Source organism: Alteribacillus bidgolensis, from assembly GCF_002886255.1.
Classification (GTDB): Bacteria; Bacillota; Bacilli; order Bacillales; family Marinococcaceae; genus Alteribacillus; species Alteribacillus bidgolensis.
This window is the reverse complement of the sequence record NZ_KZ614149.1, coordinates 2,841,848-2,854,747: the sequence shown is the minus strand read 5'-3', so window position 1 is coordinate 2,854,747 and position 12,900 is coordinate 2,841,848. Positions and strand designations below refer to the sequence as shown.

The 12,900-nt window shown below is 40.7% G+C and carries 9 protein-coding genes and 1 pseudogene; 8 read left to right on the top strand and 2 right to left on the bottom strand.

Annotation, left to right across the window (positions count from 1 at the left end; genetic code table 11):
- Positions 1 to 750 precede the first annotated feature (750 nt).
- The 7 genes from CEF16_RS14160 (at position 751) to CEF16_RS14130 (ending at position 10,053) form a co-directional block, all read left to right on the top strand.
- Positions 751 to 1,599: a decaprenyl-phosphate phosphoribosyltransferase gene (locus CEF16_RS14160; protein ID WP_245917880.1), complete on the top strand. Its 849-nt coding sequence runs from the start codon at positions 751 to 753 to the stop codon at positions 1,597 to 1,599.
- A gap of 17 nt (positions 1,600 to 1,616) precedes the next feature.
- On the top strand, positions 1,617 to 2,579 hold the full coding sequence (locus tag CEF16_RS14155) for a lysylphosphatidylglycerol synthase transmembrane domain-containing protein (RefSeq protein ID WP_170031954.1): 963 nt from the start codon (positions 1,617 to 1,619) through the stop codon (positions 2,577 to 2,579).
- 60 nt (positions 2,580 to 2,639) lie between these two features.
- Positions 2,640 to 4,007, top strand: a complete 1,368-nt coding sequence (locus CEF16_RS14150) for an FAD-binding oxidoreductase (protein WP_245917879.1) — start codon at positions 2,640 to 2,642, stop codon at positions 4,005 to 4,007.
- Positions 4,004 to 4,741, top strand: coding sequence for an SDR family oxidoreductase (locus tag CEF16_RS14145; RefSeq protein ID WP_091587009.1), 738 nt, complete (start codon positions 4,004 to 4,006; stop codon positions 4,739 to 4,741). Before CEF16_RS14150 ends, CEF16_RS14145 begins: the two co-directional genes overlap by 4 nt.
- 21 nt (positions 4,742 to 4,762) lie before the next feature.
- A complete protein-coding gene (locus tag CEF16_RS14140; RefSeq protein ID WP_091587008.1) occupies positions 4,763 to 6,409 on the top strand; it encodes a glycosyltransferase family 39 protein in 1,647 nt (548 codons plus the stop codon).
- A 328-nt stretch (positions 6,410 to 6,737) separates the two neighbouring features.
- Positions 6,738 to 8,786, top strand: coding sequence for a thioredoxin domain-containing protein (locus tag CEF16_RS14135; RefSeq protein ID WP_091587007.1), 2,049 nt, complete (start codon positions 6,738 to 6,740; stop codon positions 8,784 to 8,786).
- A gap of 289 nt (positions 8,787 to 9,075) precedes the next feature.
- A complete protein-coding gene (locus CEF16_RS14130; protein WP_091587006.1) occupies positions 9,076 to 10,053 on the top strand; it encodes a 2-hydroxyacid dehydrogenase in 978 nt (325 codons plus the stop codon).
- 204 nt (positions 10,054 to 10,257) lie between these two features.
- On the opposite strand, the gene CEF16_RS14125 is transcribed toward CEF16_RS14130, so the two are convergent.
- Positions 10,258 to 11,454, bottom strand: coding sequence for an IS110 family RNA-guided transposase (locus CEF16_RS14125; protein WP_096241753.1), 1,197 nt, complete (start codon positions 11,452 to 11,454; stop codon positions 10,258 to 10,260).
- Between the two features lie 391 nt (positions 11,455 to 11,845).
- On the opposite strand from CEF16_RS14125, the gene CEF16_RS23815 reads away from it, so the two are divergent.
- Positions 11,846 to 12,010, top strand: coding sequence for a hypothetical protein (locus CEF16_RS23815; protein WP_170031951.1), 165 nt, complete (start codon positions 11,846 to 11,848; stop codon positions 12,008 to 12,010).
- A gap of 402 nt (positions 12,011 to 12,412) precedes the next feature.
- Here CEF16_RS23815 and CEF16_RS14115 read toward each other — a convergent pair.
- A pseudogene (locus CEF16_RS14115) lies at positions 12,413 to 12,880 on the bottom strand (alpha-amylase family glycosyl hydrolase); the annotation flags it as partial.
- Positions 12,881 to 12,900 lie beyond the last annotated feature (20 nt).

Here is a 12,900-nt window from a genome sequence, read left to right as displayed (position 1 = left end):
ACACTTACGGTAACCGGCTTCATGAGAGGTCGCTGAACGATCAGAAGTCAGCCGAGGTCGTAGTACGAACGTTAAATCATCCTGTTTTGTAACAGGGTGATTTTTTTGGGTGAATTATTTTGTTCGAAACTAACGAGCATATAAGGAATTAACAAATTGTAGTTTAAAGACTTTTATCAACTACCAAAAATATTCTTTGTCGTGTTCGATTTTCTTGGTGTTATTTGGTTGTTCATGAAGAAACATAATAGGAAATTAAAAGGCGTGATAGGCTGAAAAAGTTAATGAGGTAAATGCTATTTCAAGGAAAATACAAGAATGCCTTGCAGACAATGTTTCAGAGGCTATGGAAGGTGAAAGATTGTCATATCACTATAATTTTGGAGTGACCGAGGAAGAATACCTAAACTCTTCTTCCTTAAAAATCATATAAAAGAACAGTAATGCTTTTTTATTGTAACTGGTACTTAGTTCTTTCTTTTTTAGCTCTTACTTCTTTTTCATTAGAATTATTAAAAAAGCAGTAATCCATCTATACCTAAATAACAACTAAATTATTTTTTTGTTGATTCTCTTAATTAAATCAAAATGGAGTAAGTTTATTGAAATCCTATGTTTCGGTTTCAACTTTGGCTCGGCTTTTTTAATACGAATCATGAATATTCTTGTGAGAATTAAGGGCAGTATAAGTTATTATTCAATAAATTAAATATGTTCCCATATGAAAGGAGGTTTACATTACTGAAACCGTTGATTGCCCAGCTGAGACCAAAGCAGTGGACAAAGTGCCTGCTTATTTTTGCTGCTCCGGTCTTCTCGGAAAAATTCCTTGAAACCGAAGCGATGGTTACGACCGTTATGGCTTTTTTCTGTTTTGCCTTTACTGCCAGCACAGTGTACATAATTAACGATATTATTGACGTGGAAAAAGACCGGCTTCACCCGGAAAAATCAAAGCGTCCAATCGCATCCGGGGCACTGAGCATCCGGACTGCTATTTCGTTCGGAATTCTTTTATTGATTTTATCCATAATTACAGCTTACTGGATTACTCCTTTATTTGCCGGTATTCTTTTATTCTACTTGGCCAAAAACATCCTTTATTGCATATGGCTAAAGCATGTCGTGATTATTGATGTCATGATCATCGCTATAGGGTTCGTCCTCCGTGGCTTCACAGGTGCCGTTGTTGTGGATGTCGGCTTGACTTCCTGGTTCATCCTTTGTACCATGCTGCTTGCCTTGTTTCTTGCTTTGGGTAAAAGAAGGCACGAATTGAAATTGTTGAATGGCGATAAAGCAAGGCAAAGAAAAGTTCTCGATCATTATTCATTGCAATTTTTGGATCAGCTGATTTCCATTGTTACCGCTGCTACAATTATTACTTATTCTCTATATACGGCGAACACAGAGGAGAATGCATATATGATGTGGACGATTCCATTTGTTATCTATGGTATTTTTCGTTATTTGTATCTCGTTCACATGAAGCAAGAGGGGGGGAGTCCGGAAAGGGTTTTGCTTGAGGATAAGCATATTCTGCTTACGGTTATTTTTTTTAGCATCAGCGTCATGTTCATAAAAATTTATTTGCAGTAATGATGGGGTTATCAACAATGAATGCGTCTTATATAAAGCATAAACTATGGATTAGTTTACTTCTAGGCCTGCTTACTCTCATAGCTTTTGGTTTATGGACCGATTTCAAAGTGCTGCAGAGAATCTTTACCCGTTTTGAATGGAATTACTTGCCACTAATTTTTAGTTTAACGTTTTTGGGGTATCTGTTGAGGTTTTTGAAATGGGAAGTGTTTCTGCGTACGATAGGGATTCGGATTTCCATAAAAAACAGCCTTATGATTTTCATCAGCGGTATGTCTATGGCAATTACACCCGGAAAAGCAGGCGAGTTTCTGAAATCTTTTTTACTCAAGTCGTCGGAGAAAGTGGATATTGCCAGGACAGCTCCGGTTGTGTTTTCTGAAAGGCTCACGGATCTTTTGGCAATGATTATCCTCGCTGCCTGGGGCATTACTCGATTTTCCAACGGAGGTTGGTTTCTAGTCATTACTTCGCTGATACTCGTTTCAGCTGTTTTTTTGGTGCAAAATAAAAGATTGGTTCAAAGTATTTTTATTAAATTTAAGAAATATCCCGTCATGAGCTGGATTTCAGGCCGATTAGAAGTGTTGTATGAGAGTTCGAATAAGCTCCTGCGGTTTAAAACGATTCTTTATGCCACAATGATAAGTACAGTTTCCTGGTTTTTAGAATGTCTTTCTTTTTATTTTGTGCTTCGGGGACTCGACTTGAATCAAAGTGTTTTGGAAGCCGTATTTGTTTTTTCCTTCTCTTCCATAGCCGGTGCGTTGTCTATGCTTCCAGGCGGACTTGGGGTAACGGAAGCCAGTATGACTGGTTTAATGATAGGACTAGGAATTGATCATTCTAAGGCCATAGCTGCAATGGTAATGGGCAGATTCGCAACACTTTGGTTTGGGGTCATCCTTGGAAGTGCTGTTTTACTTATAAATTTTAAGCGATGGTTTTATACAGAAACTGAGAAACAGATAAAATGATCGGTTTTTATACTGAATGGGACGATTTTTGATTAGGTTGTTTTTAGGAGCGATGTAAAAATGAGCAGATCAATCAAAGGTGCTTTATCAGGGTGGGCAAACTTTCCGAAAGAAACAGGATATATTTACAGACCAGAAAAATATAAAGATTTACAGGAAATATTACGATCCAAAAACCAGTTTCACTATATTTCTCGAGGGTTGGGAAGAAGCTATGGCGATACCGCCTTAAATAAGCAAAGTGGTATTATCTCGCATACTCGTTTTAATCGCTTTCTTTATTTTGACGATCAGGTACAAGTGTTGGAATGTGAAGCTGGGGTTACGTTTAAAGAAATCATTGAATTGTTTTTGCCGCGGGGATATACTCTTCCGGTCACACCAGGAACCAAATATGTGACGGTTGGCGGAGCCATAGCTAATGATGTACACGGTAAGAATCATCACAGGGACGGCTCGATCTCCAACCATATACTCGATATTAAACTGCTTACTCCTTCCGGTGGGATTATGACCTGTTCCCGTCAAGAAAATCAAGAATTATTCCGGGCGACAATGGGAGGGATTGGCCTTACTGGAATCATTCTCAGTGCCCGCATTAAATTAATGAAAGTGGAATCGTCCTATATTGAGGTTGATTACAAAAAGGCAGCTCATCTCGACGATGCCATCGACATGCTCAATGAAACGGACGACCTGTATCAATACTCTGTAGCCTGGATCGATTGCATATCGAGAAATCGCTCGATGGGCCGCTCAGTACTTATGTTGGGGAACCATGCTTCAAAAGAGCAGGTGGACAAAAATGAGCCTCTTTCACTAAAAAAGAGAAGAAAGCTAAAGGTGCCTTTCAACCTGCCTGCTTTTGTGCTCAACCCTTACAGCATAAAAGCATTTAATTCGTTTTACTATAGTCGCTTTAAAAACACTTCCGAGGTACTTGTTGACTATGATTCTTTCTTTTATCCGCTGGACGTAATTTTAAGTTGGAACCGCATATACGGAAAAACAGGGTTTATTCAGTATCAAGTCGTGTTCCCCCTTGAAACGAGTCGCCAAGGACTCACGAAACTTCTTCAGAAATTAAGTCGAGCACGGTGCTCCTCATTTCTGGGTGTTTTGAAGAGGTTTGGTGAGAATGAAAATGGCTTACTGAGTTTTCCGCGTAAAGGGTACACGCTGGCTTTAGATATTCCGTTTAGGGGTGGCGAACAGTTGTTGACGTTTATACGAGAATTGGATGAAGTGGTGCTCAGCTATGGAGGTGCCTTGTATTTAGCGAAGGATTCATTAATGACTCCTGGTACGTTTGCCCGGATGTATCCGAAACTTTCTACGTTTCAAGAAATTAAGGCCAAAATAGATCCCGATGGCCTCTTCTCATCCTCAATGGCCAGGCGGTTAAACATTGTGAGGGATATCGGATGAGGCATGTTCTAATCATAGGAGCCACATCAGGGATCGGTAAAGCGCTCGCTCATCAATATGCTAAGGAAAAATATCCTTTGGTCCTCACGGCGCGGGATAGAAAAGAAATGGAGAGAATCGCCTCTGATATCCACATTCGCCATCATGTTCCCGTCAGTGTAAAAACCATCGATGCTGAGTCCTTTGATACACACGCCGACTTCTTTGCATCCTGTGTGGAGGAAGCCGGAAAACTTAGCGGGATGTTCTTGGTCCACGGATATATGATCGATCAGGAAACAGCCCAAAATGATTTCACGAAAGCCAAAAAAATGATAGATGTTAACTTTACATCTTATGTGTCCTTACTAGAAACGGCTGCCCGTTATTTTGAAAGAGAAAGGAGCGGCTTCATCGGTGTCATAACCTCCGTTGCCGGGGACCGAGGTAGGAAAAGTAATTATATTTACGGATCATCCAAAGGGGCCTTATCTGTATATGTGCAAGGATTGAGGAATCGATTGTATGCTTCGGGAGTCCATGTGGCTACCATCAAACCCGGGTTTGTTGATACTAAAATGACTTATGGCTTGAATGGTCTGTTTCTAGTGGCACAGCCGGAAGACGCGGCCAAAAGGGTACACGAATCCATTCGTAAGAAGCATGATGTGATTTATGTCCCCGGTTTTTGGTGGATGATCATGTTCATTATAAAGTCAATTCCAGAGCGAGTCTTTAAACGACTTAAGTTGTAGCAGCATGGAGGAGTTATTGAGATGAAGGAAAAGCAGCTTACTATTACTCAGGCTAAAGAGAAAGAAGGAACTTTTATACTCCGAAAAAGTGATTGGATAATCAGCTTTAGTTTATTTCTTTTTGCGCTTCTCGTCCGGATTCCTTACATGTATGATGTTCCTCGGTTCATTGACGAGTGGAGAGAGGTTGAATTATCGGCTCAGATTGCAAGAGGTGAAATTTGGCCTTTACATAATACGTCCCATGACATCGGGGCATTTCATAATTATGTATTAGCCGGACTATTTAAATTATTCGGATATAGTGTGTACTTGCCACGATTATATGTAGTCCTCCTCAGTGCGGGAACCGTAGTTGTCAGTTATTGGATAGCCAGACATTGGTTCGGACGGCTGCACGCTATGATCGCGGCTTCACTTTTAGCCACTAACAGTATGCATATTTTTGTCACGCACATGGCATGGGCAAACGTCACGACCCCATTCTTTGTAAGCTTAGCTGTGCTGGTTACCTTAAAGACAATCGGACAAAAGAGACGGTCTTTATGGGCTTTAGCTGGTTTAACATGGGCAATAGCCCTGCAGACTCATCCTTCAGTTATAGCCGCTTTACTAGGAGTGGTTTTCTATGTGATAACCCATTCGGGGTGGCGAGCTTTTTATAGGGAATCCGGTTATCGAATAGCAATCGTCGTTTTTATTGCAGGATACAGCAACATGATCATACATAATATTATAAAACCTTTAGACTCGTTTCTTTGGGTTAAGCGGAAGGACTATGCACTAAATCAGGAGTTTTCGATTGGAGGTTATATTGAAAATATCCTAGAAATGATCATGGAACTTATCCGATCTTTATCAAGCACGTTTCCTGACGGAGAAGGATGGTTGCATGGGATTAGTTTCCTGATCATGATTCTCTTTATCATTGGCTTGACACACGGCTTTCGTCGATTAATGAGGTTTCGTCATGGGTCTCTCCTGTTGGCGATTGTAATAGCGAGTCTTCTTGTGATTCCTATATTGAACGATCAATATGAGTTTTATTTATGGACTAGATACATCGCTTATCTTTTCCCACTTTGCTTAGTTGCTATAGCTGTAGGATTTGGTGATTGGATACAGCCTTGGATTGGAAGAAGGGACAAACATAAACAACGGAACATAAAGCGTGGGACAGTTATACTGGCGGCATGGGCGGTCATTCTAATTCTGCCCCTATACTATTTACACAGTTATGCTGAGTCATATATTCAATCCGGCCGTGACAATTCTGCGGAGTTTTTAGCATTCCGAACACTGAAGTCCGAACATCAAAAACAGTCTATTATAGCTGTGGACAAGCAAGGTAAACAAGCCGAAGCTCTCAGCAAGATGTTTCGAGTGAAGGGGTTTAACAGTCCATTGGTGGGAATAGATCCGAACGAGAGTCTTGAAGCTCAGGAGGTCCCATCGAATTGGGAAGAAGAAAAAGACTTCACTTTTTACACCAGATGGGAAAAAGTTTTCATGAAAGACACACCTGATACCTGGTATGTTCTTTCCATGGATACCAAAGATAAATTAACCCTTATTTTTGGAATTACCTGGAAAGATGTAAAAACAATTCAGGGGAAAGGCGGACATCTGACTTATTTTATCTGTCGAATCGATTCTATGGAATATTAATTTTAGTTGCTTAGATATATCTTATGAACGTATACAGAATAAACCTATTCACTGTTGTCCTTAGGGAATGCTTCGTGCCACATATTCCTTAAAGATGCAATTGAAGATAAAGACAAAGTTAAATTGCTTGATCATTCTATTTCCGTTTTTACTATTCAATTTTTTCTTAAATATACACGGAACATTCCCGACCTATTTTATTTTTACATTATCCTTATTTTGTGTAATTGATTTATTTATTAGAAAAGAAGCCGAGTCCAAATAAAGGGTTCGGTTTTTTCTTTGTTTTCTTTCGGGTACACTTTATATAGAATCGTTTTTCGAAAGGATGATTTCGTTGGCTAATCGCTTGATTCATGAAAAAAGCCCTTATTTATTGCAACACGCACATAATCCCGTTGATTGGTTTCCGTGGGGCGGAGAGGCATTTGAAAAGGCCAAACGAGAAAATAAACCGGTTATGGTGAGTATAGGGTATTCGACTTGTCATTGGTGCCATGTGATGGAAAGGGAAAGTTTTGAAGATGAAGAAGTGGCAGAATTACTGAATGACCGGTTTGTGGCGATTAAAGTGGATCGGGAAGAACGGCCTGATATTGATTCGATTTATATGCTGGCCTGCCAAGCAATGACAGGTCATGGCGGCTGGCCGTTGAACGTGTTTGTTACCCCAGACCAAAAACCTTTTTATGCCGGGACGTATTTTCCAAAACACAGCATGCGCGGGATGCCGGGGATGATTGATGTTGTAACCCAGCTGTATGATAAATACCAAGAAGACCCGGAAAAAGTGAAGGAAGTCAGCGATAAAATGACCGACGTATTACAGCCGCGAACGGCGGAAGGACAATCCGATTTAACAGAAGAAGTGCTGAAAAAGGGATTGGAACAGCTCCGGCAGAATTTTGATATTAACTATGGCGGGTTTGGCGGTGCTCCGAAGTTTCCAACGCCTCACATATTAATGTATCTTTTCCGCTATTACCGGTGTTTTAAGGATGAAACAGCATTAAAGATGGCGCTGAAAACGTTAGAAGGCATGGCAGCGGGCGGGATGTATGATCATATTGGCTTTGGATTTTCAAGGTACTCGGTCGATGACAAATGGCTTGTCCCTCATTTTGAAAAAATGCTTTATGACAACGCTCTTTTGGCGATTGCCTTTACAGAAGCCTATCAATTGATTGGTGAAGACCGCTTCCGTGAAACAGCAGAAGAAATTTTCACTTATATTCTTCGTGATATGCAAGACGAAAAAGGCGGCTTTTACTCTGGAGAAGACGCCGATTCTGAGGGAGTAGAAGGAAAATTTTATGTATGGACGCCTGATGAAATAAAACAAGTGCTCGGTGAAGAAGACGGCGAACTGTTTTGCAATGTTTACGATATTACTGACGAGGGAAATTTTGAAGGAAATAATATTCCAAACCTCATCCGCCAATCTCCGGAAGCTTTTGCTGCAAGCCACAAGCTGGATCCAGTAAATGTGAAGGAAACACTTGAAAAAGGGCGGAAAAAATTATTTGAACATAGGGAAAAACGAGTGCATCCGCATAAAGATGACAAAATATTAACCTCATGGAACGCATTGATGATTGCTGCTTTAGCCAAAGCTTCTCGTGTATTTAATGAGCCCCGCTATTTAGAAGAAGCAGTAAAAGCTTTCTCGTTTATAGAAAACGAGCTTACGGCAGAGGACCGCTTGATGGTTCGCTACCGTGATGGCGAAGTAAAGCATAAAGGATTTATAGAAGACTACGCCAATGTGCTGTGGGCAGCGATTGAGCTGTATGAAAGCTCGCTTAATCTTTCTTATTTGGAAAAAGCAAGGCATTATGGCGATCAGTTAATAGAACTGTTCTGGGACCATGAGAATGGCGGCTTTTTCTTTTATGGAAAAGATGGGGAAGAATTACTGGTGCGTCCGAAAGAAACGTATGATGGCGCGATGCCTTCCGGTAACAGTGTTGCTGCTGTTCAGCTATTGCGCCTTGCCCGTTTAACCGGTGAAACGACGTATGAAGAAAAAACGCGGCAATCAATTGATGCGTTTGCAAAAGAGCTGAAACAATATCCGAGCGGCCACATGTATTTTCTCCAAAGCTACTTGCTGCTTCATAGTCACATGAAAGAAGTAGTCGTTCTTACAAACGCAGACGACGAAGAAACGAAGATGGTGACCGAACAGCTGCAGCAGGAATTTTATCCTGAAGTCACTTATCTTATAAGTGAAAATCCAGAACGGTTTAGTGACGCTGCCCCGTTTGCAGCCGCGTATCGGCAAGTAGAAGGCAAAACAACAGTATATATATGCGAAAACTTTACCTGTCACCATCCTGTAACTGACATAGAGGAAGCGTTGAAGATGCTGGGTTAAAAAGATGCAGAGTAGTGCTGAATAAATTACCTGCTTCTTAATAAAAAGAGCGTTGAATCGCTGAGGAGTGAAATGCTGATTGAAGCAAGTAAAACTCCGTATGACAGGATAAGAGCATTGCAAGAAGAGACAGGAGGCTGTCCCAAAAAAGGGAAAAGCTGAACCAATAGGAAGAAGCGTTGTTTCTGGCAGAAAACTGCCAAATCTATGAAAAGTAGAGCTGAACAAGGCAAGCGACGTTCCGAAAGTGCCGAATCAGCTGTCCAAAAAATAGGGAAGGGGAAAATGCATGAAGCCGAAGATAGTAGCGTACGGCCGCGTCAGAGAAAAGGCTCGAATCAAGCTGAGTGAAAAATATGAAGTGAGTCATTTTAATAACGGAGAAGACCTCTCCAATGAAGCATTCAAAAAGGCAATTAGTGAAGCATCTGCTTTTATTGTTGTAGAACTCGAAGTAGGAAAAGACATGCTCGATCATGCTCCATACTTAAAAGTGGTCAGCAATGTCTCGGTTGGGTACGATAACCTCGATATAGAAGAGTTAACGAAGCGCGGGATTGCGGCGACCAATACACCTGATGTGCTGAACGATACGACAGCTGATGCCATTTTTGGATTGCTGCTTGCCGCCGCCCGCCGTATTCCAGAATTAGATCAGTACGTTAAAAAGGGAGAGTGGAAAGGCCTGCTGTCCGAGACCAAATTTGGTGTGGATGTGCATCATAAAACGTTAGGGATTATCGGAATGGGCAGGATTGGTGAAGCGATAGCAAAACGGGCTCATTTTGGTTTTGATATGCATATTCTTTATCACAACCGTTCTCGTAAACCACAACTTGAAGAAAAATTCGCTGCAGAATACCGAAACCTCGATCAACTGCTCGAAGAATCGGATTATGTATGTTTGATGACGCCGTTAACTCCGGAAACCCGCCACTTAATGGGAGCCGAACAGTTTAAACGGATGAAAAAAAGTGCCGTTTTCGTAAATGGTTCACGCGGGCATACGGTGGAGGAAACGGCATTGGTGGAAGCACTGCAAAATGGAGAAATACGGGCAGCTGCACTCGATGTTTTTCAAGAAGAACCACTGTTCTCTGATCACCCGCTATTAAAATTGGAGAAAGTAGTGACTACTCCGCATCTTGGTTCAGCGACAGCAGAGACAGAAGACCGAATGTCCTTGCTGGCTGCTGAAAACGCGGACGCAGTCCTAGAAGGAAAACGTCCGCCTAACCTCATCAATGAACAGATTTTTTCTTTGTAAAGCAAAAAGAACGGCTCTTCTCTGCTAGAAACAGAGGAGCCGTTAAAATGTAACTTTTCTAATGGTAATACCAGCTAATAGAAGGTCAATAGGTAGGGCTAAAAAAGTTAAAAAAGTCATGTTACAATAAATTTGCGCATGTCAAATAAGCTTCAAACTTCTTGTTTGAAGTTTTTGGTTTTTATGGATTTTGTTGGATGAGTATTAAATTTTAAATGCCTCTTTACGTTTCAGAATGGCATAAATCCAATGAATGAGCTTATTTGCACAAGCAATAACCGCTACTTTATGTGGCTTACCTTCTTCCCGTTTTTTATCATAAAACGTCTTTAGTATCGGATTCCGATTGCTTGTTAAACCACATTGAACAGCTTTATATAATGCTTGCCTAAGCCTATTTGATCCTCTTTTTGTAATGCGGGCAATATTGGCTGTGAATTTGCCCGATTGATAAATGCTGGGATCTATACTTGCGTAGGCAACTAATTTTTTTGGATGGTTAAATTGATCAATTTCCCCAATCTCGGAAATGATAGTGGCTGTTATCTTTCCACCGATACCGGGGATTGATCTGATAACCTCATATTCTTCAAACTCTTTTGCCAGGGCATCTATCTCTCTTTCCAGTTTTGATAGGTGCTCTTGGTATTGAAGAAGCATATGGATGTACATTTCTGAACTTATTAAGTGGCTGTGATATAAATTCTTTTTGAAAGGGTTTCGCACGGCTGCCTCTTTCAATTTGAAAGCTTTATTTAGACACCAAGCATACGAACGTCTTCCCCCCATTTCAAACATTGCCTCAGCTATATCTTCTGCTTCACAGAGTAATACATCGTTAGAAGTAGGATATTCAAGGAGTGTCTTTAACGAAATAGGAGAATACAGATCGCCAAAGACCCCTTTATATTCTGGAAAAACCTGATCTAAAATCGTTTGGAATTTCAATTTCAACTGAACATAGGTGTTGGTTAAAGCGTCATGTTGTCTTGATAAATTTCTTAAATTCATCGTTTTGATGCTCTTCCGTTGGAATGTTTCCAAGTCTTCTTTGTAGTAAAGTTCACATAAGTGAACCGCGTCAATAGAATCTGTTTTCACCTTCCGTAAGCTTGTCTTCTTGGATTCATAAGCAATAACGGGATTAATTAAATAATAGGTTACGTTATGCTCTTCAAGAAACGGAAGGACAGGCTCATGGTAATGACCAGTGGATTCAAAGATGACGACTGGTCGGATACCAGATTCCTGCTCCATTTCTTCATAGAACCTGTAGAAACGATGCAATCCTTCCGTGTCATGCTTAAACTTGAAAGTTTTCTTAAATGGCTTCTTCTTTTGTAAAAAGGCTTGTACTTGGCTTTCTCCTTTTGCGATATCCAGGCCAATGACTGGATTCATAGATTATCACCTCTCCCATAATAAATTCACCGGTAACCCCTAACCTATCTTGTAGTGTCATAGCTTCGCTTGTTATACGAGATCTAGGTCTCAACCAGCCTCAAACATGTTTCTACAAGTAGGGGGTGGACAGTATAACGGACGGGATCCATGTCCCAAGGGCGCGAGCGTCCTACCCCGGCTACCTACAGAATAAAACCTATAAAAAATAGGTCAACCAGAAAATATAAATGAACTGGCTGACCTTATAATACGAAAGGGCCATATTGTCGAAGAACAGCTTTTAAAGAAACATTAAGCAAAAGAGTATTGGTGAAACGATTCAAACTTATTGAATAACTATGCTAAGGTGAAAAGTACGAGGAAAAGTTTTTTTAGGGAGGGGACCATTATGGAAGTAATTATTATGGGAATCATGTTTTATATCGGTCTGTTCTTATCCCTTATTGCCTTTATAAAAAATCGGATAGGTCCTAACAAGAAAAAGATAGATGATTTAGAATCAAGGATTGCTCAATTAGAATATGAAAACAAGGAAATCAAGAATAAATTATAATGTCCGGCTGCCTGGTATCCGGCAATTCAAAATGCTCCCAGTTCTCTTCAAATTCTTCCTGTTCGAAAACACGGTAAACCTCGGGGTCTATAGGACCACCAACGGTATTTCCAACTGCCAGCATTTGTCCATTACTTAATTGTCTATCATTTGATTCTTCACAGGCAGTTATGAGAACAGAAAGAAATAACAAACAAAAGAAATAAATAGGTCTTCTTATTTTCCTAATTTTATATCTCTTCCTTTAAAACATTAGACGAAATAGATATACAAGTAGTTTCATTCTTTGTCACTTCTTCCCTTTGAATGAAGAAGTAGGTTTAATAGAGCTGCGTCGTTCTACAAATGCTTTTCGCCACAAAACAATGCAGGCTATTGAAGAAAACGTAACCCAGCTAGATATTCCTGTTTTTCATCGTATTCCCAGGCAGAGCCGCCAAAAATACTTTCCCAGTTGTTCGGCTCGGCACCGTTCTTGCCGTCTTCCCAAATGTACCAGTCACACTTCGGATTATCCTTCGACGACCGCGACTCAATAAACCACGGATGCTCATCACTAGTATGATTAATAACAAGGTCAATGATCAGCTTCATGTCGCGAGAATGCACCGCTTCAAGCAGTTCATCGAAATCCGCCATCGTCCCAAAGTCTTCGAGAATATCTTTATAATCAGAAATATCGTAACCGTTATCATCTTCCGGCGATTTATACATCGGGCAAATCCAGATCAAGTCAATCCCCAGGTCCTGCAAGTAATCGAGGCGCTGAATCAATCCCTGCAAATCACCAATTCCATCTCCATTAGAATCTTGAAAACTGCGGGGGTACACTTGATAGCCCACCGCCTCTTTCCACCAAACTCTGCTCATTTCACCATCACTCCTGAATT

Excerpts from the sequence above, each read along its gene's own strand:
- CEF16_RS14130 (WP_091587006.1), top strand. The coding sequence starts at position 9,076 with ATGAAGCCGAAGATAGTAGCGTACGGCCGCGTCAGAGAAAAGGCTCGA.
- CEF16_RS14140 (WP_091587008.1), top strand. The coding sequence starts at position 4,763 with ATGAAGGAAAAGCAGCTTACTATTACTCAGGCTAAAGAGAAAGAAGGA.
- CEF16_RS23815 (WP_170031951.1), top strand. The coding sequence starts at position 11,846 with ATGGAAGTAATTATTATGGGAATCATGTTTTATATCGGTCTGTTCTTA.
- CEF16_RS14155 (WP_170031954.1), top strand. The coding sequence starts at position 1,617 with ATGAATGCGTCTTATATAAAGCATAAACTATGGATTAGTTTACTTCTA.
- CEF16_RS14135 (WP_091587007.1), top strand. The coding sequence starts at position 6,738 with ATGATTTCGTTGGCTAATCGCTTGATTCATGAAAAAAGCCCTTATTTA.
- CEF16_RS14150 (WP_245917879.1), top strand. The coding sequence starts at position 2,640 with ATGAGCAGATCAATCAAAGGTGCTTTATCAGGGTGGGCAAACTTTCCG.
- CEF16_RS14145 (WP_091587009.1), top strand. The coding sequence starts at position 4,004 with ATGAGGCATGTTCTAATCATAGGAGCCACATCAGGGATCGGTAAAGCG.
- CEF16_RS14125 (WP_096241753.1), bottom strand. The coding sequence starts at position 11,454 with ATGAATCCAGTCATTGGCCTGGATATCGCAAAAGGAGAAAGCCAAGTA.